Origin of the sequence: Vibrio sp. YT-15, from assembly GCF_033337445.1 — a bacterium.
Lineage (GTDB): Bacteria > Pseudomonadota > Gammaproteobacteria > Enterobacterales > Vibrionaceae > Vibrio > Vibrio alginolyticus.
Genome location: NZ_JAWOQR010000024.1, coordinates 1 through 23481 on the forward strand (window position 1 = coordinate 1; position 23481 = coordinate 23481).

Annotated in this window: 23 protein-coding genes and 1 pseudogene; 13 read left to right on the plus strand and 11 right to left on the minus strand. The window is 42.6% G+C overall.

Annotated elements, in window-relative coordinates:
- Positions 1-97 precede the first annotated feature (97 nt).
- The gene (locus R7D93_RS23795) at positions 98-754 is read left to right on the plus strand and encodes a QnrS family quinolone resistance pentapeptide repeat protein (RefSeq protein WP_225478218.1); all 657 of its coding nucleotides are present in this window, start codon (positions 98-100) and stop codon (positions 752-754) included.
- Positions 755-1054: 300 nt separating this feature from the next.
- Here the strand turns inward: R7D93_RS23795 and R7D93_RS23800 are convergent, their stop codons facing one another.
- A complete protein-coding gene (locus R7D93_RS23800) occupies positions 1055-1597 on the minus strand; it encodes a hypothetical protein (RefSeq protein WP_225478217.1) in 543 nt (180 codons plus the stop codon).
- Between the two features lie 190 nt (positions 1598-1787).
- Here R7D93_RS23800 and R7D93_RS23805 point away from each other — a divergent pair, with 190 nt between their 5' ends.
- From R7D93_RS23805 to R7D93_RS23815, 3 genes are all read left to right on the plus strand, one after another.
- Positions 1788-2897 (plus strand): hypothetical protein, encoded by a 1110-nt coding sequence (locus tag R7D93_RS23805; RefSeq protein WP_258718591.1) that lies wholly within the window; start codon positions 1788-1790, stop codon positions 2895-2897.
- Positions 2898-2907: 10 nt separating this feature from the next.
- Positions 2908-3981: a S1 family peptidase gene (locus R7D93_RS23810; RefSeq protein ID WP_053409822.1), complete on the plus strand. Its 1074-nt coding sequence runs from the start codon at positions 2908-2910 to the stop codon at positions 3979-3981.
- A gap of 85 nt (positions 3982-4066) precedes the next feature.
- Entirely contained in the window at positions 4067-4636 is a 570-nt protein-coding gene (locus R7D93_RS23815; protein WP_225478215.1) for a hypothetical protein, read from the plus strand.
- A gap of 25 nt (positions 4637-4661) precedes the next feature.
- On the opposite strand, the gene R7D93_RS23820 is transcribed toward R7D93_RS23815, so the two are convergent.
- Positions 4662-5045, minus strand: a complete 384-nt coding sequence (locus R7D93_RS23820) for a hypothetical protein (protein WP_225478214.1) — start codon at positions 5043-5045, stop codon at positions 4662-4664.
- A gap of 108 nt (positions 5046-5153) precedes the next feature.
- On the opposite strand from R7D93_RS23820, the gene R7D93_RS23825 reads away from it, so the two are divergent.
- The 6 genes from R7D93_RS23825 (at position 5154) to R7D93_RS23850 (ending at position 8696) form a co-directional block, all read left to right on the plus strand.
- A complete protein-coding gene (locus tag R7D93_RS23825; protein WP_053409825.1) occupies positions 5154-5612 on the plus strand; it encodes a DUF6884 domain-containing protein in 459 nt (152 codons plus the stop codon).
- A 71-nt stretch (positions 5613-5683) separates the two neighbouring features.
- Positions 5684-6361: a hypothetical protein gene (locus tag R7D93_RS23830; protein WP_225478213.1), complete on the plus strand. Its 678-nt coding sequence runs from the start codon at positions 5684-5686 to the stop codon at positions 6359-6361.
- Between the two features lie 12 nt (positions 6362-6373).
- Complete coding sequence (locus R7D93_RS23835; protein ID WP_225478212.1) at positions 6374-6670, plus strand: hypothetical protein; 297 nt, start codon at positions 6374-6376, stop codon at positions 6668-6670.
- A 68-nt stretch (positions 6671-6738) separates the two neighbouring features.
- Positions 6739-7479, plus strand: coding sequence for an NYN domain-containing protein (locus tag R7D93_RS23840; protein WP_225478211.1), 741 nt, complete (start codon positions 6739-6741; stop codon positions 7477-7479).
- Positions 7480-7527: 48 nt separating this feature from the next.
- On the plus strand, positions 7528-7926 hold the full coding sequence (locus tag R7D93_RS23845) for a hypothetical protein (protein ID WP_139374578.1): 399 nt from the start codon (positions 7528-7530) through the stop codon (positions 7924-7926).
- A gap of 8 nt (positions 7927-7934) precedes the next feature.
- Positions 7935-8696: a hypothetical protein gene (locus R7D93_RS23850; protein ID WP_053409830.1), complete on the plus strand. Its 762-nt coding sequence runs from the start codon at positions 7935-7937 to the stop codon at positions 8694-8696.
- 266 nt (positions 8697-8962) lie between these two features.
- Here R7D93_RS23850 and R7D93_RS23855 read toward each other — a convergent pair whose 3' ends face one another.
- The 5 genes from R7D93_RS23855 to R7D93_RS23875 form a co-directional block, all read right to left on the minus strand.
- Positions 8963-9496: a Fe3+-citrate ABC transporter substrate-binding protein gene (locus R7D93_RS23855; protein ID WP_225478210.1), complete on the minus strand. Its 534-nt coding sequence runs from the start codon at positions 9494-9496 to the stop codon at positions 8963-8965.
- A gap of 35 nt (positions 9497-9531) precedes the next feature.
- The gene (locus tag R7D93_RS23860; protein WP_225478209.1) at positions 9532-9822 is read right to left on the minus strand and encodes a hypothetical protein; all 291 of its coding nucleotides are present in this window, start codon (positions 9820-9822) and stop codon (positions 9532-9534) included.
- Positions 9823-9929: 107 nt separating this feature from the next.
- Positions 9930-11834: a BRCT domain-containing protein gene (locus tag R7D93_RS23865; protein WP_225478208.1), complete on the minus strand. Its 1905-nt coding sequence runs from the start codon at positions 11832-11834 to the stop codon at positions 9930-9932.
- Between the two features lie 234 nt (positions 11835-12068).
- Positions 12069-12692: a class I SAM-dependent methyltransferase gene (locus tag R7D93_RS23870; protein WP_225478207.1), complete on the minus strand. Its 624-nt coding sequence runs from the start codon at positions 12690-12692 to the stop codon at positions 12069-12071.
- Between the two features lie 94 nt (positions 12693-12786).
- Positions 12787-13842, minus strand: coding sequence for an ion channel (locus tag R7D93_RS23875; RefSeq protein ID WP_053409834.1), 1056 nt, complete (start codon positions 13840-13842; stop codon positions 12787-12789).
- Between the two features lie 175 nt (positions 13843-14017).
- On the opposite strand from R7D93_RS23875, the pseudogene lepB reads away from it, so the two are divergent.
- A pseudogene (gene lepB, locus R7D93_RS23880) lies at positions 14018-14728 on the plus strand (signal peptidase I); the annotation flags it as partial.
- 12 nt (positions 14729-14740) lie between these two features.
- Positions 14741-15094: a hypothetical protein gene (locus R7D93_RS23885; RefSeq protein ID WP_225478205.1), complete on the plus strand. Its 354-nt coding sequence runs from the start codon at positions 14741-14743 to the stop codon at positions 15092-15094.
- Positions 15095-15174: 80 nt separating this feature from the next.
- On the opposite strand, the gene R7D93_RS23890 is transcribed toward R7D93_RS23885, so the two are convergent.
- From R7D93_RS23890 to R7D93_RS23900, 3 genes are all read right to left on the minus strand, one after another.
- Positions 15175-17253, minus strand: a complete 2079-nt coding sequence (locus R7D93_RS23890; RefSeq protein WP_225478204.1) for a tandem-95 repeat protein — start codon at positions 17251-17253, stop codon at positions 15175-15177.
- A complete protein-coding gene (locus tag R7D93_RS23895) occupies positions 17231-18703 on the minus strand; it encodes a tetratricopeptide repeat protein (RefSeq protein ID WP_225478203.1) in 1473 nt (490 codons plus the stop codon). Before R7D93_RS23895 ends, R7D93_RS23890 begins: the two co-directional genes overlap by 23 nt.
- A gap of 117 nt (positions 18704-18820) precedes the next feature.
- On the minus strand, positions 18821-20293 hold the full coding sequence (locus R7D93_RS23900) for a tetratricopeptide repeat protein (protein ID WP_225478202.1): 1473 nt from the start codon (positions 20291-20293) through the stop codon (positions 18821-18823).
- A gap of 209 nt (positions 20294-20502) precedes the next feature.
- On the opposite strand from R7D93_RS23900, the gene R7D93_RS23905 reads away from it, so the two are divergent.
- A complete protein-coding gene (locus tag R7D93_RS23905) occupies positions 20503-20703 on the plus strand; it encodes a hypothetical protein (RefSeq protein ID WP_225478201.1) in 201 nt (66 codons plus the stop codon).
- A gap of 189 nt (positions 20704-20892) precedes the next feature.
- Here R7D93_RS23905 and R7D93_RS23910 read toward each other — a convergent pair whose 3' ends face one another.
- Positions 20893-23382 (minus strand): phosphoadenosine phosphosulfate reductase family protein, encoded by a 2490-nt coding sequence (locus R7D93_RS23910; RefSeq protein WP_225478200.1) that lies wholly within the window; start codon positions 23380-23382, stop codon positions 20893-20895.
- Positions 23383-23481: the final 99 nt, after the last annotated feature.

A 23481-nucleotide genomic window follows, 5' to 3' on the forward strand; every position in this document is an offset into this window, starting at 1 on the left:
GCAAAGATACGCAGCATGAGCTGGGTCAACCACTTAAGAAATGAGCTTATGTGTCCAACCAGCGGGGTCCACTTCTCAGTTCATCATAGGAGTCAACATGGAAACCTACCGTCACACATATCGACACCACAGTTTTTCACATCAAGATCTAAGTGATATTACTTTCACTGCTTGCACCTTTATCCGATGCGATTTTCGACGTGCTAACTTGCGTGATGCGACATTTATTAACTGCAAGTTCATTGAACAGGGTGATATCGAAGGTTGCCATTTTGATGTCGCAGACCTTCGCGATGCAAGTTTCCAACAATGCCAGCTTGCGATGGCAAACTTTAGTAACGCCAATTGCTACGGTATTGAGTTACGTGAGTGTGATTTAAAAGGGGCCAACTTTTCCCGAGCAAACTTTGCCAATCAAGTGAGTAATCGTATGTACTTTTGCTCAGCCTTTATTACTGGATGTAACCTGTCTTATGCCAATATGGAGCGGGTCTGTTTAGAAAAATGTGAGCTGTTTGAAAATCGCTGGATAGGGACTCACCTCGCGGGCGCATCACTGAAAGAGTCAGACTTAAGTCGAGGTGTTTTTTCTGAAGATGTCTGGGGACAGTTTAGCCTACAGGGTGCTAATTTATGTCACGCCGAACTCGACGGTTTAGATCCTCGAAAAGTCGATACATCAGGTATCAAAATTGCCAGCTGGCAACAAGAACAGCTTCTCGAAGCGTTGGGTATTGTTGTTTTTCCTGAGTAGATGCTTACGAATACCTGCTGATAAACTATACACAACATTAATACATTTTCTAATTCAAATCACCAGAGCTAGATCAATACTTCTAGCTCATTCTTGTCCAAAAACGAGTTTGAAAGCGTTGGTTGGGTGTGATGGTTGGGTGTTGGTTGGGGCTGTGATGAAGAAACCAGTATGATACTTTAATACTCAGTGGTAGCCCGATTCAGACTTGGTTGTAGAAATTAGTATGAATCTTTTTTTGGGGTTACGTATCATTTAGAACGGTACGAACAGGGTTATTTGACTGTTTAGTATGAAACTTTATTCCTCTCCCACATTACGATAGAAAGACATCAAGGCATCACCTTGCAAAGCGTCCAATAACGTCTCTGTATTTTTTGTTAAATCTCTTTCCATGAAGAATGTGATAAATTCATCCGATTCAACCGCGTTTGTTGAGCGAAACAAATAGTGTCCGTCAGTCGGTACCAGATTTGCTTTGTCTTCAATGACAGAAACTACCGCCAGTCGATTTAACTCAGTCGGCTCATTTTCAAACTTCTGGTTGTCACGCCCAACAATTACACCACCAAACAAGTTTGCTTTATCTGATTCGAAACGACGCCATATGTCATTCGTTGGTAATTCAGAAAGAGAGTGCTTTTCATAAGTCTCGCCAAATTCGTTTTTTGGAACAAAGGACGCCTTACGAACATGTATAAGGAAGGTGTTATCACCTGTTTTCTCACCGTACATCTCGTATCCAGATGCGTCACCCGCAGTGAGGCCATTAGTCAGCATTACGCCAGCAGCTATAAGGTTGTTGTGAATCTTTCTCAAGACAATTTCAAACTTATTAATCATGTTCATTTCTCGTATTCAATTGGTATACATGTATTAAACGACAGATGTTAAAACGCGCAAATTTGAAAACGATGGACTGTGTTGTATTTGATCTTGCGCGATTCTGATTGTCGTGTAATTTTGGAAATATGAGTTGGCTTGTATACTGAAATTACAAGCTGAATTGTTATGTTTATATGGAGTAGTTCAAATGAGAAATGATTGCCAAGACTTGAGTTTTTGGAATCGCTTGTATGTCTTGTTTACAGGTAAGTTACCAACCTCTGCTTTGGAAGTTGAACAAGAAGATAAATCACCAAATAGTGTTGAGCTTATGCTCGATTCTGATTTGAAACAGTGGGTAGAAAACTGTTCATATCAACAAAACTGTTCAGCAGTAGATTTCATTCAGAGCACGTTAGCTTCTGTGAAAGAATCAGAGACTGGGAACATTTCTGTATGCCTTGAAACGGTATGTTCTCGCTTCCGCTATGTTTTTGAAGTGCATAAGATAAATCCGTTCGACATCCCTCTGTTAATCAGCAGCAAGGAGATTCCACGTTCAGTGCTAATGGATGATGAAAAGCTTATCGATACTTTAAATGATGATGTATTGGCTGAGGTATCGGAGTGTTTCAATGTCGACATCAAGTGGCTCAAAGGGACTGGCAAAGAATTCCAGAAACACGATGGTCAATTTAAAGTTTATAAAAACGTTGGTTCTCTAGCAGCAAAACTTGCAAAACTTAAACTCAATAATGAACGAGTGGAACTTCAATTTGTGATTGGTACAGATGAACCAAACACAGAGTATGAATTGTCATTAGGAGATAGCGCCAAGAACGAAACTCAGATAGGAGTGATCTTCAAAAGAACGAAAGTAATAAATGGTAAAGAAATTGCTACTTACAGCGTTTCTGGAAGTGATGATTGGAACTACAAAAAATGCAGAAAACATTACAAGCTCTTGATGATGTTTTGTAAAAAGATGGACATTACGTACTCTGGTCTGTCACTTTCAAAAGATAACTTTAATAAGGTATTTTTTGGTGAATTACCTGCCATTTTAGTTGCTAAGTTCAAGAAAGATACATGGTATCCAACTAGCTACGTATCAAATGATTCTGAAAAGAATCCTGATTTCGAAGGCTACGAGCAATTAAAGAGCATTTACGGCACCCGAGAGGACGAATGCCATATGACTGAAATCGAGCATATCGAACGGGCGTATCGTTTCCCACATTTGGTTGTTGATCGTGACTTATTCGAAGATGGCTTATACGAGAAAAGCTTCATCAAATCAGAAGAAACAGAGAAGTAAAAAGGTTCAAATGAAGAAATTAAGTCTATTCGGTGCTATCTGTTCCGTGTTGCTCCTGACCAACACCTCCACCGCAAGTAGTGAGGAATACAGCACATATATTTATAACGGTTTGACTACTACTACAGATACTTGGCCTTCCTACGCGGCTCTTTATTACGACGCATCAAGTTACACTGGTGTTTATGGCCAATATTGCGGCGCAACAATTATAGATGCTAATCATGTCGCTACGGCTGCGCACTGTATTAGTGATGGAAGTGGAGGGTTGAACGAGGAATATCTTGTGTATACTGCAGTTCTTCCGCAGCTGTCGAATTCAAATCAATTTTTATCTGGTGCAGTAGAGAACATCAGAATTACGAATGTTTACCGTCATCCAGATTATGTGGATTCATCTAGTGAAAGTTCGGTGCCTTGGCCAAATGACATTGCAATCTTAGAGCTTGAAGATGATATGAATGTCTCCAGTTCTGATTACGCGGTGTTGGCAGAATCTACACAAGCAGATTCATACAGAGTAGAAGATGAAAGCTTCATTGCTGTTGGTTTAGGAATGACAGAGAGTGGTAGCTACTCAGATCAATTGTTATACACAACACTGACATATGTCCCAACTGACTCATGCGACATGGGAGCTGGGGAAAATCAGCTGTGTATGCAAGGTGCATATAATGCAAGCACTGGCGTTCGGAACTCTACATGTTCAGGAGATTCGGGAGGTCCTTTATATTGGTATGACGATGACTTGGCTGAATACGTGCAGGTAGGCATCACGAGTTATGGTTGGGATGGCTGTAAGAGTTCAACATCGAGTGATACGTCCGTATTCACTGAGGTTGCGGATTATAGTGACTGGATTGAGTCTGTGTTAAACGACGAAATTACTCCCGATCTTGTTGTGACATCAACAATGCGCGATTCATACAATACAACCGTTGAAGATGCCGATGACATCGATGTTTCAGGCGATGATGAATCAGATTATCAGGCAAACAGTGGTAGCTCTGGTGGTAGCACATCTTTTGGCGCCGTATTCTTCCTGTTAATGGCTGCTTTCATTCGCAAAAGATCTACAAAATAAATCAACGAAAGGGCGGTTTCACGTGTTGCGCGTTTTTTACTTCGATTTTTAATTGTGGGAGTCGAAACGAATAAAGGGCAACACAGTGAAACTATTCCACTACACACTTGGCATTAAACTCGAATCTATCTTTGAAATGGGGCTTTTACGTACAAGCCCGTTAAAGCCTCAGTATCCTGAGAAGCCTATATGCTGGCTATCATCCAACCCTAACTTTGAAATGTCGGCTCTAAAGCTTGGAATGGATATGAGCGGCCAATCCTCTCTGATGACACTCGCACAGATGGCAAAATATGGCGATGGCCTCTACCGTTTTGTTTTTGACTCTGAACAAATGCCGGTAGATATTTACCCTTGGGCGATCTTGAAGCCGCGTTCGAAAGCAAAGCCGAAGATTACTAAGCGACTCATTGAACGGGCTAAATTGGCCAAAGCGAATCCAAATGAATGGTTTGGTACTTTGGACCAACCAATTTCAATTGCGAATGCTGTGCTTGAAGTAGGGGAGATTAAGCATAATGGTGAAATTGAATGGTCTGCAGTACACGGCCCTATTAATATTGATAGCCATGTTCTGCAAGTAACTTTAACGGATTTAAAGCGCGCTGGCTTGGGTGTGGAGTGCAGCAATCAAACTTGGGCCGTTGGTCAATAGCCAGTTAGTTTCTAGAGTCCTCGGCTTACGCTGAGGGCTTGTTCATTATCCAGAACACCAATTCTTTTTTAGAGTTACCAGGTAGGTCGAAACAAACTTCATCACCATGCCAATGTACACCCTCTGTATCTTGGATACGAAATTCATTCCCCATGAAGTTCAAGTCGAGAGCAAGAACACCTAATTCCCCAGTGCTCGCGCAAATCTTAAACTTAGCCCAGTTACCCAAATCAGTAGAATCCACCTGCTCAATAGTTACGCTTACGCTATTAATAGTTAGCGTTTGTGTTGGTCTGAGAGTTATACTGTTAGATATGTTCTCACTTTTGTTGAACATGATCCGCAGTGAAACACTATCTTCACTTGGGATTAAGACTTGAGCTGATATTGGGAAATTAATTGCGTTCATCTTGATTTTGGGCTTCCACAGTTTTTGTTCAAGTTTCATAGTCTAAATTAGCAGCGGTTTTAAAGCCACTAACTTTCAAAATTGAATTCGTAATAGCAAAGGGAAAGTATGTCAAAATACGAGGTATACATTGTTTCTGCATCCGTAGAACAAGACTGGTCAGAAAAAGCGATTGAGGCTCATTCGTTGTATACGTCACCAATGTTCTGTGCGTGTAAGACATACGTTGAGAAAAAAGGCTCGCCTTGGCTGATTCTTTCGGACATGCATGGAGTCGTTTGGCCAGATACTATGCTTGCACCATATGATTCGGCTCAACTGAGCGATCAGGAAAAAAGTCATCGAATAGAAAGAGCATTTGACCCGGATGCTTTGGCATCAACCTTGATAGTTACCCTGCAGATTCAACCCGAACGCGGATTAGCAATGTCTCAATGGAAGAAAAATATTCTTTCCCAAACAAAATTCATACTCCTTGGTGAGTCTGATTCTCTAGGTTTAGCAGTGACAGAGCTGGGTTTAATTGGATCTCAGGTCGAGTTTTCGCATAAGGGAATCCCTGCATAATTGGCATATTGCGCGTTTACGAAACTGCAATTTAATTGGGGTATCAATTCACTAAATAGAGAATACCCCATATGAATTCTATCAATATCAATCTTACCTTTTCCGTGGAAGGTGTTGTTTTCCCCGAGTCTATATCAGAAGCTCTCAAAGAAAATGTTCGTGCAGCAATTGAGGCAAGCATTGCCAACGGTCATCTAACAGACCCTGACGATACACAATCGGTCGTAAAACTTGAGTCTGTGAACGCAATCTCACCATCAGTTTATATTGAGCAAGAAAACGGGCGGTTGGACCGTGTTTTCACAAATGTTCCCGGATTAGAAGTAAACGCAGTAGACCTTGCAGATTGCGAGGAAGAAGAGAATATTTTCGTTCGTGAGGGAAACCATTTCTACCTTTATTCTGGACTAGATTTTAACTACCTATCAGACGTATGCGATGACGGAACTTTCGACGCACAAGCCTTGAAAATAATTCGAAATGGTAACTTTGTTTCGGTTAGCAAAGAGGATTTTGTTCATAGCAATGCAGATATTGAGATGCGCGATGTATTCCATTCAATTGATGGTGGCTGGTCGACAACAATGCCCACAACGGAAAGTGAAGGGATTATTGAATCTGGTTACGAACTTTTCTATGTCAAAGATGGACAAGAATATGTGTTGCACCGTTTTGCTAATAAAAAGGCAGCTGAACGAGCTATGCCAATCTTTAGCGAAATCCGAGAACGCTTACGTGAAGAATACTAGGTAGGAGTACATATGATCCCAACACCAATATTAATCATGAGTATCGCACTAACGTTAACTATTGGGCTTTACTTTAAGTGGCAAGAGTTGAAGCAAAAGCAGGTATGCATTTCCGAAGGGTGGCAGGAATGCCGTGACAACCTAGCAAACTATGAACTTGCAAGAGAAAACACGCATTTAGTTTACATTGGAATAACGCTAACCCTAGCTGTGTTGATTGCGATTGCTGGTGGAACCAACAATGTCGTCAATACGCTGGCAGCAACAGCTGGATTGTTACTCGTATACGGAACATCACGTCGGAAATAATGAAGACAATTTGACGATAATTACGCGGCCATTGCCGCGTTTTTTATGCCTTGCAGGTTGAGTGTTCCATGATTTCATTGGGCTTAACCAATAAAAATGTGGAGCAAGACCCGATGAAAAGAACGATCTGTTTGATTGATGCTGAAAACTATTCAGCCAAGAAACTGAGTGAAGTGACTAAGTTTATTCAACGAACCGACAACCTTATAGAAATGCGTGTGTATGGTGACTTCTCAAGGCCGGGGCTCAAGACCTGGAAGAAATACGCCATCTCTAAAAGCATGGTTTTAGTTAATGAACCTGGAGCTGTTGCTGGGAAAAACAGTAGTGACATCTCTTTAGTGGTAGATGCAATGACCTTGCTGTATGAGCGACGCAGTGAGTTTGACCAAGTAGCTTTGATCACTTCGGATTCTGATTTCGCAGTTCTAGCTCGACGATTCAGAAACTTGGGGGTCGATGTTCAGGGGTTTGGTGAAGCTAAGGCTCCTGAGAGCTTCCGTATGGCTTGCAATAACTATTGGTGCTACAACGAGGTGGTAGAAGAAAACAAACGTCCTCACGGTCTTTCTGGGCCGCTTTTAAAGCTTATCAAATTACTTAAGAAGGCCATTAAACAGAATTTGAATTCTGATGGCTGGGCTATGACCGCCAGTGTTAATAGAAGTGTACGTTCACTAAACCCTAGTATCCATCATAAACGTTATGGTGCGAAAAAATTCTCTGATTTGTTCAGGAGATCGGATTTGAGAACTATGTTCGAATTGAGAAGAGTAGGGGATTCATTACAGGTAAAAATAGCATGTTAACTTTTCATGGTGTTACAATAACGCTAAATATTGAAAGCGGAGTAATACGTGTATTTTGAAAATGGTTATCTGAGAAGCCGTACAATCGAGCAGTATCTAGAAAGACATCGATCAGGTCATTTAAGCAAGAAACAATCTACTCTGTTCCTGTTTTGCCTGTATATCCAAAACATTCTTGAGTCTTGGCTCTTTCACGGATTAATGGTTGTAACTATTGCGGTTAGCGCTACAGGCGCATTTGGAATTGAGCCGCCATTGTGGTCAATCCTGGTCACGAGTTTTCTTACGTTAACGTCACCACTGTTTCCTGTTGTGAAAGTGCTAAAAATTAGCTCTGCATACAAGGCAGGACGTGCAGATGCTGAAAACAATAAGCCATACAACAATCGATATAAGCGTTATAGCCAAGCCTTTGACGCATATAGCGCGGGCTATTCAGAGGGCTGATTCTAAAGATGGCAGTACTCCCGAAAGCAGAGAGACTGGCGTTACTTGCGCAGTCCACATACGGTAGTGGCAAGCATACTGGCAGCAATAGTAAAACAGCCAGTAAACAGCGTCGAACTGGGTTCAGGCAAGTTAGTGCAAAGCAACTACCTCAAAACGGAACCCTATCACTTGTAGAGTTCAATGACCTTACTGCACAGCAAGAAAAAATTGAAACCAATCCACATAAGCAAGAGATCATCCGTTTAGACGAACGTCCAGACCTGATTTCTAAAGACAGGGAGCATTACGAGCAAACTCTATTTTTTGACTACGTATATGAGCGTTATCCTGAGTATTACAATTTTTTAGCAGCAACACCAAACGGCGGTTTTAGACGCAAAGGTGAGCGTTTCAGGTTGTGCGCAGAAGGGCAGAAAGCTGGTTGGCCAGACTGCCAATTTGCCTGCCCAAAACTAGGGTTTCATGGGCTATACATTGAATTTAAACGACCTGTTGATTCATATCGCTCAATATCAGAAGCCAGAAATGCATTAAAGCCTCACCAATTGGCTACTCTACGGATGCTCCTATCACAAGGGTATGCAGCTAAAGTTGCTTACGGGGCACATGAGGCCATAGCGATTTTTGAATCGTATATAGGAGTTGGAGGTGATTATGACAACGTGGTGTTATTCTGTCCTAAATCGGTATTGAAACCACCTGAACCTGGGGAAGTATTAGAGCTTAAGCGAAATTCATTTGAAATATTAGAAGCCGAGTACGCTTAGCCCAAAGTAAAGGCGCATCATAGAATGCGCCTTTAGCTTTTATGACGTTAAGACAATACCAACCGTGGCGGTCAATATGCTTAGGCACAATACAAGAACAGAGAGTTGTACCAGTATTGGTTTGTCATCGAGGGTTTTGATCAACTTTGTTAGCGCGTTAATCAGCACTGTTAGAGCTTTGATATATTTCATTTGCTTTTTTATTTAAAAGAAGCATAGAAATTTTCTCTGGTGTATTGCAAGGGCAGCTTAGAAATAAATGAAATTTATTTTTTCCCCTTATCTTTTTTGTCATCGGGTAGGGTTAAGAACAAGTCGTTTGCCGTGATTCGCCCCATATACAGCATTATATCAATCTCGTCTTTGTAGCCATCCAAGATTGCATTTTTGGTTTGCTTGTAGGCTTCTTCTCTACTTCTCTTTCCAATAGATCGGACGATAGTTTTCATCTTCTTTTTACCATCAACAAAAACTGGGAATCTAGCCAAGTAACACTCGTCAAAGGTATCACCCCGTGGTTTAAATATGAGCTTTGGTTCAAGTGTATGAGGCAACCGTGTGAAGATATACCTGTCTGCAAGAACTTGTTTCCAGTACTTACCCCAAGCGTTTTCTCCAATTTCATCTCTAATGGAGATGGCTCTTTCTATCGCTTCGTGCTCATTACTCTTAATGAATCCAATGCTTAAGTGAGTAAATGTATCGTCAGGCAAATGGATGTGAATTTTAACGGCCACATCTGATTTTGATATAAATCGGTGTTCAACCGATGAAACTAAGTTCGACTTGTTAACAGTCATTTTCTTTCCTGTCATGCAGTTGTGATAGTCGTTGTTTAGAAATCCGTGGGCACGTCTATCGTAGACATGAAATCAGTAAGATCTTTTGAGGTTTTGATGTTCCGCTCTACGCGAGTAGTTGAGAAAATAACGCCCGACCCAGATTGCCACGTCCCGCAATGACCATCATTCACGTAAAATAACGTTAAGGCTGAACCGTTCTCACTATGACCCTCGGTAGTTATGCTACAGCCAGAATAAAGCGATTCAATCTTGTTGCGAAAAACGGCTAGAGAAACTGTGCCATCAAAGCGGTGTGCATCTGAGTTGTTCTGTGTGTTGTTCATTTGTATCTCAATGAGCTGTTGGATGATTTAATTAGGCTACGTTACTTGCTGTAACCCGCAATGCACAAAGCCAGCGTTTTAAGCTGGCCTTGTATGGTAGGAGATGGTTAGTCTTTATAGCGCTCCCAGTATTCACTCTCGGAGATGATTTCAACACCAAGCTCCTTAGCTTGGTCTAATTTCTTCTGACCCACTTTGTCACCGCAGCAAAGTACATTCGTTTTCTTGTTAACCGACTTCTGAACGTTCGCGCCTTTCGCTTTTGCATCTGACTGCATTTCATCGCGGCTACCGCTCATAGTGCCAGTGAAAACGATGTTAACGCCACTTAGTGAGCCATTCGCAGATGTCTCGCTTAATTCCTTTTCAATATCCTGTGTATGCTTGATATTGAAGCCACGAGACAAAAGAAAGTTCAGAGAATCACGACGCGCTGTAAGCGATTCTGAGATGTGCTTTGAGTTTTTCTTACCGAATCCATGAATAGCACTTAAATCGCTCTCAGTAAGGCTACCCAGTTCGTCAATGCGGAAGTGTTTAAGAATCTTCTCACTCGCTGAACGCCCAAGTTTAGAAATCCCCAAACTAGCGACAAGAAACTTGTCTTGAATAGGTTCACGCATACCGCGTTTAATCTCAGAAACAAAGTTGGCTGCTTGTCCCGAACCAAAACCAATATTGATAAATGACTCTTCGTTCATTAGATAAATCTGTTCAAAACACGTGAAATCGTTGTCAATTAGACGCTGAATCGTTGCGCTACCAAAGTTGTCAATACCAAGCATTTTGAAGTGATGCGAGATAGCGCGACCTTGCTGTGCAGGGCATGAAATGTTTTTGCACGCGATGAATGTGTTAATACCAGTCATAGGATTTTTAAGCCATTCTGTCGGCTCACCGCAGCACGGACAGTTAGCTGGAATGTTGGGGGTTACAGGCTCTAAAGTTGTTAAATGATTTGGGATGACTTCACCAGATCTTATCAAGCGAAATTTTGCTCCAATACCTAGACCGTGGTCTTTAACGTACTTTGCATTCTTCCCTGAAATCTTTGTAATCACTGCACCAGACAGTTCCGTTGGTGGGATAGTGAATACGTGGGTAATACGACCCGTCTTGCCGACAGAAAGTGTTTCACCAATAATTTCAACATCGGCTGTTTCTCCCGCTTCTTTTTTGGCGATCTGCCAGTTGTGAAAGCGATTGTTACTGCCCATTTCCGCTTTTAGTTCGTCGGATTCGACTTCAATGACCGTACCATCCAAAGGATATGGGGATGAATCTTTGGTGCGTCGTACAAGTTCATCAAGGTTAGCCAGTAGCTCGTCACCACTCACTACAATCACTGGCATGTCACGGTACATTACAAGGTGAATAGCTCCGTCTTTAAGAGCTTTTAAAGCCGCGTCGCTATATGTTGAGGCACTAGCTGCTCCGCTTACGAAATTACGTGGATGTGCGAAGTCGTCTGATAAATTTTCATCGAAGTACGTAGTAGGCATAACTACCTCACCAACGCCGTCACGAGACTCGTCACCGACAATCACAAGTCCACTATCTAGCAGTTGGCTAATGTCGTTACCGAATGTTCCATCGCCTCGTGTTACAAGTTGGCGAGTGGAAGCTACATAGCGGCCTGCAATACCGTCCAGTTTTGCTAAGACACGGAACTTAACATCTTCTGGATTCATGCCAATTGAGGAAGCGATTGAATGGCAGCGATCAACATAGGTTTTGATTTCACTTAGTTCATACGCCTTGTCTGTCGAAAGCATGGGTCTTGGATGCCCTATACGACCTTTCGCATTGTCAGCGGCGGTGTCAGTAGGTTGTGGTTGTGAGAAAAAAGCATTTTCAGGATCTTGAGCGAAAAGCTCACGAGCATAAAAGTCAAATGATTCGTCAGACACGACTGGAGAGCCTTTACGGTACTCGCTGTTTAGGTAAACACATAGCTCTGATAGCTGAGTAGTTGATAGTGTCTGAACTGGTTGCGTAAGTAGATTTTGCATTTAAATTTCCACAGTGTTTTGGTTGGTTCAAAACAACTATATTTACAATTGGAGATCGCACAATAGCTGAAAACATAGCGATATATGGGCAATAAGAGGGGAGGTTTAGGGGTATTAAAACTACGTTGAAGATAAACAGACAGAAGTCCCACAAGACACCTGCCTGTTATTGTTCTTCGGTGAGAAAATTGATTGTGACTTCTATGCAGCCCGGCGCGACTGATCAACAGTGAGTTATTGTACCAAGCTAAGTTGCGTGGAGTTCTCTGTAACCTCTACGAAGTCATGTGAGCACTCAACTAATCGAAATGCGCCTTTTGTTGGAATCTCTCTAACGGATGCAAAATACTGTTGTGCTTCCTGCTTTAGCTCGTTTTTCAGGTAACCTTTTTGGAATGTTGATCGGAGCGTTCTTAGACCGTCTTGCTCACGAACACCCTTTAAGCCGCGGTCAGTGGAAGACCGAGCGGCAATATACGCTTTTCCTTTACAAACCGAGGCCATTTGTTTCCATACATGGTCACGTGCAGCTGGTGGCAAAGTGTTAACGACGAAAGCAGAAAATACCGTGTCGTATGAATTGCCCAGTAGTTCCGGGAAGGGAGCGTACACATAATCATAATCGTGGCAAAAAGCCACTTTGTTAATCGCGTCTGAATCTTGGCTAGTTCTGCCTTTGCCGTAATTCAAGACACTACCTTTAATCAATCCTGCTTTGAGCAATTGCTTGAGTGGAGCCGATGGAGAGCTACGAGCTATAGAAGTCCTCGCACTGATTTTGAAGTCTTCTATGAGCGATTCTGTAGGCACTGTAGGCTGTAGAGAATCAATTGGTACGGAGAGTAACTGTTTGGGCATGTCTAAATCCTTCATTGTTAATTAGGATCTATATTTGCAGGCACTTTAAAACGCGCAAAAAAAATGGCCGCTGAAAGCGACCATTGATACGTGTTTAAGCAGCTTGCCAATCGACTTCATCGCTCATGACTCGATTAGCGGCGATGTAGTGAATAAAATGACCAGACTCTACCAAATGGTTTTCATCGGGATTAAGGATTACGTCATCACCAGACTGTAGTGTTGAAACTGCAATCAACGTGGCTTTATTTCTCTTCCTCATTATGTCAGATAGCTGCCCAATGCTTACTGGAGAGTGTAAAAGAGGGACTTGCAGAGAAAATTGAGTCGCACCCGTTAGAGGATTTAGCAACTGGCTAATCACTCGACTAGAGCCGGGGTCTTGCATCGATCGTGCAAGTAAAGATGATGTCCGGTTCGTGCCGCATTCAACATTCTTGCAGTGTTTGTCTAACAGCTCTGCGTTCGCAGGTGAATCAAAGTAAGCAACGATGTGGCATTTTTCATTTACAGCAGATGATAACGACAAAGAGGCCGTCAAGGTCTGTTCATCATTCTCTGCGTGGATAATTACTCGATTTGCCGCGTGTGCCGCGATTCGTTCAAGTTCATTTACATCTGAAAATGAGGTGACTTTAGCAAAGGACACCTCAGATAAGTCAGGCAAAGGGTGTGTCATTGAAGAATCTTTTACGCATAAGAGAATATTTCCGTTTTGGCGTCGTTCGTCAGATAAAATGCACTTGATCAGTGAATCCGTTTCTTCGCCCCGGTAGCCGACAACGAGAACGTGTTTATTAAAGCTATTAAAATCTGAGGTTCCATTCATGTTTCGCTCGATAATTTCCCGTGTTTGATTAATCATTTTCCCAAGTAACGCCCCGAAGATGGCTAAAGATACCGGTAACTGGTAGATGGCCATGAACAATGAGCCTGGGTCAGTTACAGGGGTCAGTACGCCGAACCCAACTGTGCTTCCTGATACCGACATGTAGCGGATAAAATTAATAGGTTGAATTAGTTCAAATTCACCACATAAGTAAAAGCCAGCCCAACAAATCGCGTAATGCAGCCCAACGACACCGAGCAACGACCGCCATGTCACTTTGTGTAGGTGGTGTGCAACAATCTGATAGACCTTACGTATCATTATCACTTGTTCACCCTGTAATTAACGAAAAGTGCAATTCTAACGTTCAATGTTGAACATGCAAGATGTACGAGGGGAATAAAGTCTGCGTCAATACAAAACTGAGAGATTTTCAAGAGGTAGAGTGTAGGGTAATATTTACCACACTTTCAAAAAATAATGTATGGCGGTTACCGTGGTAAACTTTTTCGTTTTGACACTGGCGTTTGTTACGTTGGTTTGTGCAATCATATGGCTGTTGGAGCGCCATGTATGGATGCCTGCACGCTATAAATCAATAGTTACATTGCATAGCGAGGTCACTAGCGACGTCAAGTTAACAGCCCGTCGCCCGGTGTTGATCTCCGTCATTTGTATGCTGTTTCCCGTTATCCTCTATGTATTCCTAGTACGCTCATTTTTCTTTGAGATCTATAACATACCTACAAAATCCATGTTGCCGACGTACAAGGTTGGCACATCAGTGTTGATCGATAAATTTGCTTACGGGGTGAGCGATCCGTTATTCCACAATGTTTTGTTGTACCGGGAGAAACCAGAACATGGTGATGTAGCCGTGTTTATGCTGCCAGATAATCCTGGAATAAATTACATCAAACGTATTGTAGGTGTCCCTGGTGACACAGTTATATACAAAAATAAAGTGCTTACTGTTGAATCGAAATGGCTAAAATTAGTGGAGTTCGATAACGACACTCAGATCGATAAAACTAAATCCGACAGAATCGACAGCTTCTTTATTCAGAAAGGCATGGAGAAAGGGATCTGGAAAGTTCCAGAAGGTCAGTACTTTGTTATGGGAGACAACCGAGATGAAAGTCAGGATAGCCGATTTTGGGGCTTTGTTCCTCAAAGCAATCTGGTTGGGAAAGTCATTTACAGTTGGTAATCAGATTCTATGAAAGAACAAATTGAATGGATAAAAGATCAGTTCGATAAACGGTTGAAATCATTTAACTCTAAACAGCCTTTGTCGAGTTACAGTTACATTAGTAAAGTTATCCAGAATACAGAGAATGCGTGTCCCTCTGGTGAAGATAAGGAACAATTCCTAATACTAAGATGTGAATGTATAGCAAAGCTTCTGACGCATGTTTCTAAGCTACCAAGTGGTGTTAATGTGGATACACACTTAATGTTGCAAGAACTTTTAGCTGATTTAGAAAAACATTATGCAGGAAGAACCGATACTGCATTAACTCGTGCTTTTGGTCTGCATGTTAAAGGTTTGAAGTTAAAGTTTATGGTGTAGTAGCTATACATCAACACAAAGCAGCTAATAAAAAAGCCACCGTTTGGTGGCTTTTTGTTTATGTCTATCAAGGAGTTTTGTTATTTAACATCAAAACTGATTTGGAAGTTAACAACACCATCTTCACCAGCCACTACAGGGATAGCTTTAACATCGACAACACCTGGTGATGGAATGTCATAGCTAATCACTGTAGGTACACCCGGTTCAATTCTTTGGCCAAGAATAGTCACTGGGAAAGTTACTGAACTATCCATCGTGATGGTTAGGTCATATGTACCGGTGATTAGATTACCAAGGCTGTCTTTAATGCCGGTAAAGTACACCGCGTTCATCTTCTTACCTGCTGGTGTTTCGAATTCCTGTGGAATACTGAACGTCTTAAGCAGGATAGAAGTTAGAGTTACTGGACGATCATCACGTACATATACCGCAATGCGTTTCATTGCCATACCGCTGTGGCCATCATCGACAAGTAATTCAAGTGTGTAATCACCCATGTCTGTATCACTAGGGCTCAACGTCAGAGTACCTTTTGAACCATCAAATGCGAACTTAGCCCACTCAGGAAGTGACGATTTGTTAAGTTCAGTCATTGTGGCCGTTAGGGTATCACCGTCAACGTCATTAGCGAGGTACGTGTAATCCTTAGTGGTTTCCACAGTGATCTTGATTTCCTCTTGTCCATCGACTGTAGGAGCATCCTGAACACATTCAACGTTGATGTTTGATGTTGCTATGTTCGATTTGCCACCCTCAGTGGTGATTTGGTAGGTAAATGTATCAAAACCACAGTAGTTCTCTGCCGGGGAGTACAGTATGTTGCCATCTACCCATTCAGCTGTACCATTTGCTGGGTCAGAAACGATGTCATACTTAGAAATTACGCCGCCATCGATGTTGTAATTTGGCGAAAGTAATTTCGGTGTATCTTCAATAACAGTTTCGGTCACACCATCGAGTATTGGAGCGTCTACGACACACTCGACAAAAACGTCACCTTTCGCCAGTTCAGATTTACCTGCAGAGTTTGTCACGCTGTACTGGAACTCATCGTTACCACAATAATCAGGGTTTGGCGTATAAAGTAGTGAAGCACCTTGCCAAATTACCGTTCCGTTTGCTGGAGCAACTTCGATGTCACGTGATACGAGGTTACCACCGTCAAGGTTAACAGTCGGTGTCGCGCTCTTAGAGTTGTCTTCTAGTGTTTCAATGAAGACATCACTAACAATCGGCGGATCAACAATACAGGTAACATTGAGGTTTGCAGTACCTACGTTTGAGTTGCCGGCTTCTGTAGCCACTTGATACGTGAATGTGTCTGCACCACAGTAGTTAGCATCCGGGGTATAAACAAGATTGTTACCATTCCATACTGCCGTACCATGTGCAGGCAGAGACTTGATAATTCTCTTAGTTATTGTACCACCATCAATGTTGATACTTGGACTTAGAGACTTGTTAGTATCTTCATCAAGCGTACCACTCACATTACCAATGATCGGTAAGTCAACAACACAAGCAATACCAACAGTACCGGTTGCTATGTTTGAGTAGCCACCCTGAGTTTTAATGCGGTATTGGAAAGTATCTGAACCACAATAGTTATTCGTTGGGGTGTAAACAAGTTTGTTACCTGACCATGAGACAGACCCGTGTGCAGGTTGAGTTGTCACGTAACGCCCAGAGATGGTGCCACCGTCAAGGTTCATGCCTGGCGATAGTGTTCCGTTAGTGTCTTCTGTGATGTTGGTGTTCGAATTACCAAGTACTGGAGCATCAACTACACAGGCCACGTTGATGGTCGCGGTACGCGTAGCAGACCAGCCAGAAGAGTTGGAAGCAGAGTAGGTGAATGTATCTCGACCACACCAGTTAGCGGCTGGTTTGTAATAGACATTATTGCCTGACCAGCGAGCCGTACCATGCGCAGGGCCGCTATTGATTCTACGTCCAGTGATGGAAATAGAACTGCTTAGGCCCGGGTTCATTGTCGTTGCGCCGTCTTCATTGATTGAGCTAGATGTATTGCTCAATGATGGGACAGGTGCGGCAGCTGGTGGAGAACCACCACAGTTAGCACTTGCCTGATGACTTGTGACTATAAGAGCCATCATCAGCGCAAGTTTACGATTAAACGTTGGAGTTATTTTCAACTTGGAAATCTCCCTGTTTTGCATACACATCTAATTTCTCTTTTGCGCGTGTATCACCAATTCGATGCGCTTCCTTGTATAAGCGAAGGGCAGCTTCGGTATTGGCATTAATCCCACGGCCTTTCTCATACATTTCGGCAAGGTTATAAGTACCTGATGGGTCATCTAGATCCGCGGATTTTTGATATAGCTTTATTGCCATTTCATAGTCTTGCTTGGTGCCTATTCCGTTCTCATACATCCAGCCAAGGTTGTAAATCGCGTTCGGATAGTTCATGTCAGCTGCGGCACTAATCAGTTCAAAAGCTCTCTTTTCGTCTTTCTCGATGCCTTGGCCGTGGATTAGCTGCCAACCTAAATTAACCATCGCATCAGCATTGCCAAGTTCGGTACCGCGAATAAAATGCTCGACTGCTCTAGGAATATCTTGTTTTGTTCCGGTAGATGACAGGTAGAACTGCCCGGCATATGAGTGGGATAGTGGGTAATCCTGCTCTAATGATTTTTCTATCCAATGGAAAGCATCTTTATCATCAACCGTAATGCCTTCTGGTGCTAAGTCATTAAGGGATGAAATGGCAATTCCTAGCATGGCCTGAGCCCGAGGGTTTCCATTGGTCGCTGACTCTTTTAGCCACTCGACAGCTTGAGCTGGATTACGGTCTACGTCATGGTCATACAACAAGATTTCGGCAAGCATTGTGTGCGCAGAATCGTTTCCTTGTTCTGCTGCATCTTCGAAAAGTTTTAGTGCCATCTCTTTGTCTTGCTTTACCCCGGTGCCTGAGTAGTAAGCATTACCGGCATCTAGCATGGCTTTCATGTCGCCAGTTTTAACAAGAGAGAGATTCCATTGCATCACTTGAGCTTTTTTAGCAAAGCCTGGCTCAAAACGGGCACGTTCAACTAACCAACGAAGAGCTTTAGGACTCTCATTGTTTGCGGCGGTTAGATATAGTTCAGATGCCTTGTTTATGTCTTCTGGTACGTTGATACCTAACTCATAGAAACTAGCTAAAAGTAGCGTGGCATCAATAGAGCCGAGGTCGGATGCAGTTTGATATAGCTTTAGTGCACGCTCTATCTTTGGTTCGCCGCCGATAGCACCCATTTCAAGGAGCTCAGCCAGCTTAATAATGGCGGATGTGTTTTTGGTTTGTGCTGCTGCAGAATAGAACTTATATGCAGCAAAATAATCATTAGATGACAACGCCTGGTCGCCATCTTCAATTAGCTTAAGGGCGTCAGGTTGCTGAGCAAGTGTAAGTTGATTTGCAGAGATTTCATCGGCGGTTAGGTAATCGCTTGCCGATATTTGATCTTGCACTTCTACGGCTAACTTATCGTTTGTTGGCGCTTCACTAGATGGCAGGGGTAAAACGCCCTTGTAGCCAGCGATAGCGACACCAAGAGAAAGTGCCAATAGTGAATATTTAAATGGGCGTTTCATTGACCCCTCCGGTTACTTTGCAAAGTAACCTAGAAGGGTAGAGGATATTCAAATACTGGGTGTTTAATAAGTAGTAGTATTTAGGTGGTGATAATTACTAGCTGAACAGCTTGGCTATTAATGGTCACAAGCGTTTTTAACATCGAAAGACCCATTTTTATGATAGGTATCTAGTTTGCGCTTTGCGCGTATATCACCTAACTCATCTGCCTTTTTGTACCACTCCAAAGCCTTGTTGGTATCTACGATTAATCCTAAGCCTTGTTCATACATAAAACCTAAATGGTATGCCGCCGAGGATATATTTAAGTCTGCAGCTTTATGGTAGTACTCCATTGCCTTTGCATAATCAACAGGAACGCCAGCACCTTTCTCATAGACAAAGCCTTTTTGGAAAATAGCATCCGGGAAATTCATCGATATTGCCTGGTCGATTAGCTGATTTGCGCGGTCATAGTCCTTATCAATACCGGTTCCCGACTTAAGTCGGAGAGCAAGACCAATCATAGATTTTGGGTCACCCAACTTCGCACCTTCTTCGAAATGCTCAACAGCTTTTTTAAGATCTACACCTGGTCCAAATGACGCTAGATAGAAATCTCCAGCGTACCCATGAGCTAATGGTAAGTTTTGATCCAGCGCCTTCTCGATCAATTGAAAAGCCCGTTCGTTATCAGGTTCAATACCAAACTCTTTATAGTCATTAAAACCGGATAGGGCATTACCTAATAAAGCCTGAGCTCTTGGATTGTTGTTGGCAGCAGAAATTGACAAAAGCTCTGTCGCTTTTACCGGGTCGGTTTCTATGTCATGGTCATCGAGAAGAATTGTTGCCAACATAACTCTTGCTGAATCATTGTCGGCCTGTATCGCTTTCTCTAATAATTTGATAGAGGTAGTTTTGTCGATTTTAGTGCCTTGGCCAATATAATACGCGTTGGCAGCGTCAATCATTGCTAGGGCATCACCTTGATCGACTAGAGATAGGTTCCATGCTAATACCTGCTCTTGACTTGCAAATTCAGGCTCACTTTTAGCATGCTCTACTAGCCAATGAATTGCTTTGGAATTCCCTTTATTTGAGGCTATTTGATAGTAATGTGATGCCTTATCAACGTTCTCTGGTACGTTAATTCCCAGCTCATAGAAATTAGCAAGGATAAGAGTCGCATCTAATGACCCCAGCTCAAATGCGACGTTATAGAGTTTTAACGCTCGATCAATGTCGGGTTTCCCGCCAATGGCTCCCATTTCAAGTAGTTCAGCAAGTTTGATCATGGCCGAGGTATTGTATTTTTGAGCGGCTGCGCTGAAAGCTGAGTAGGCTGCGAAGTAATTATTCTCCGATAGGGCGTTATTACCGATGTTTAATAAATCTAATGGGTCAGGGTGCTCGTTCAGCATGAGTAGGGATGACTGAATCTCTTCATCAGTTAAGAACTCAGTTGTCAGTGGCAGACTTGCAGACGCAGTATCCTGCAGTTTGTTTGAAGGTGTAGGACTTAGAGTTTTATCGGAATAGCCGTGATAGCCAACAAAAGCCGCACCTAATGCAATTGCTAGGAGCGTAATTTTAATCGGGCGCGTCATGACCCCTCCATTTGATTGTTACAATTCAGTTGTTAATGTAAACGTTTGTTTTTTATTGAGCGGTTGATAACTACTGTTATTTAGCTGGGGTTGTTTGATTGCATAGCACTGTCGTCAGGCAACAAAGATTGAAACTGCAACATTAAAGATAAAGATTGTGACAATATAGTTTGAAACTAAATTAGGCTACGGACATAGAAGGATAAGCGATGGATCAAGCAAAAAAATGGACTTCGGAGCAGTATGATGCGGAAGTAGCAAATTTGGCTGGAATGTATAGCGCACGTCAAGACCAGCTATCAGGGGTAATCTTGCCTGACGATCCGTATTGGACACCGAACATTGACAAAGCAATAGCTGAACTGGAAATCAAGATTAAAGAATGGATAACTCTCGATGAGTTCGATTAGTTTCGAACTTTATTGTCATATTTTCATCAGCATAGTCATAAGATAGAACATTAGTTTTAATCTTTATTGTCACACTTAGTGGCAAGTCACCACGGTCGCAACAGGCTTCGTAAAAAGAAAAGTTCTAATCATTAATGTCTAGCGACAAGCACCTTGGAAATAGAAACCAAGGTGCTTTTGGACGCGGTATTAAGCGGCTAGAAAAACAGATAGGTCCAATTCAATTTGGTCTTTTTCATGAACCTTGATGACGATATTTCTATCCTGCGTACAGGATGATTTATGGCCATCACCTTTATACCAACCGGTTAGTGACGCTTTGCATCGCTGAATGCTGTCTCGAAGCTCTTGTTTGAACTGGGCAGGTGCAATCCGGGCGTAATCAGCAAGATGATCGGAATCGAAATTATCAAAGTTTCCAGATTCAAGGATAGTTAACCATTTTTCATTCATCTCTAATTGATGCTTGTAGCCTTTCTGAATGTACTTTTCAGTTTGAATCTCACGTAGAGAAGTGATCTCATTACGAAGGCCGTTCAGCACCTTTAAACGACGGGGAAGCTTGTCACTGTTAAGGTTTCCTGAAATGGTATCAACTTGAATCTCAGCATGAATGCTGGTGGCCATGACAAACAGAGACTTGAATAACTGTTCGTTGTGGCGCTGCATCGAAATTTCTTTCTTGAGGCTTTTGGCTTTTGCTGCCAATTTCGGATTAGCTTTAGCCCAAGCTTTACGCTTCGCAGCGATTCTCTGCTCTTTTTCTTCTCGAATAGCTTCGAGCTCTGCAGCCTTGTCCTGTTCAATTTTCAATTCTGCAGCAAGTACTTTGTACGCCTTGTTATCAAGGATTAAACCCTGATATTTAGGGTTGTTGGCAATCTCTTCCATAGATAGTTGGCCAGTTAAACCAAGCGTGTGGTAGGTCTGACCGCGTTGAGCCATTTCGTGATAGCGTGCAGCCTGACCTTTTCCTAGTTGTACAGCACCAAAGCGAAGTAAATATGCAGCCGCGTAATAAGGTGTGTAATAGCCGTCATGGGCTTTTGGACGAAGCCGTGGATACTCTTCGTGCACAATGAATCGCGCTGCATCGATGTCGACATCAAACAACTCTGATTCAACGTAGTCCACAACTCGTCGTAAACCTTCCTTAGTACTCACTAAGCGGTGAGTTTGGTCTTGGTGACTATCAAAGTAAGCGAATTCCGTCATATTGTCGCTTAAACCATCAAGGCCAGAGTTGTCACCCCATTCGCCAACATGCAACCAAAATGGTGCTGGTTGGGGAGTTTTAGGGGTGGCGACCATGCTATCTACTTCTTCTAGCAGCTCAAGCTCACCATCCGTATAAACCAGATGCCATATATCAAGCGCTTCAAATGGGCGCTTCTGGAAGTGGTGGAGTGACCAAAGCATCTCGATAGCAATCAGTTGGCGTTCATCAATGATCTGGAATTGTGGCTCTGACATACGCAGGTTGTATTCTGTCTCAGGTAATGTGCCGTTAAGTACCTTCTGCTTAATTTTGGCAGCTCGTTTTTGTTCAAGATAATCGAAGCTAAGAATCGCGTGTAGAAGTCGTTTAAGAACAGCAGGTGAGTATACGTCCGGCTGAATCTTAATGTACCCGCCAATGTTAATTGTTCGGCCAACAGGATGACGCATATCCCAGTTGTAACGCGTAAGCTCAAGAAAGCGCTGTACGCGGTTCAAGCCCGTCATATAACCATAACGTTCTGGATCAGTTTCAAGCAATGTAAGCATAGATTTATCAGCTGGAGAGGCGAGGCAATATACGCAACCATGACGACTGCCACACGAGCTTTGTCCAGCTCCACCGTCTGTATCAGTATCCGCTTGGAAAACTACGCATTCACCCGCGCCGCTATCGCGGTAAATGTCGACCGTCTGGTAGTGGTCTTCAAGGTAACTTGGTAGCACTGAACTTGGGCGGTTGCCCGAATAGGTCAGGTACTCCCACACATTAGCTGATGACCAAGTTTTTATAGGGTATAGAGAATACTTGTTACCTGATTTACTGATCTTGATGTCATCACCACCCATTTTGGCGATGTTGTTTTTTCGGATAGTTCCTTCCAAGTCACGAGAGCCAAGAAGCATGATCAGTTTTGCTTTCTGCTCTTTCGACATCAATTTTGTATGTTTAGAAACAACTCGGTTAGCACCAGTGATTTTTAATTCATGGGTACACTGACGGAATTTTGATGAAACAAAGGTTGGTAAGCCACGACCACCAAGAACGCGAGAAGCCCATGTAGAAGATAAGCTAGGGTGTGCAATGTAGGTCACTAAAGGAAGCGAGTTTTCCATAATGAAACTATCAAGGCTGTTGATTTTGTTTTGGGCAAGATTACGAATTTCAGGGTTATCAATACCTGTATCAACATGCACCAAAAAGTGGGCGTTTGAAATGGCTTTACCTTCACGCTTAGCACGCATTAACGCAAGCAAGAATAGCCCTAGAACAGTTTCGCTGTCTTTGCCTGAGCTGTACTGAATTTGGTAAGTGTAGCCTTGTATAAGATAGCGATAGATTGCATCCACTGAACGTAATGTAAGAGGTGTGATTTCACCGTCAAAGTCTATAAGGTCTTGTTTCCATGTATCCCATGAATCTAACTCTTTTACGTCGATAGTGTTAACTGCATTAATCATTTCTATTCGCCTTACTCGCTATTTGAATTTCCAAATTACTACGGAGTTTCAAACGCACAAGAGCGTGGTATTATGGCAATAGAAACATAAAATACTTCG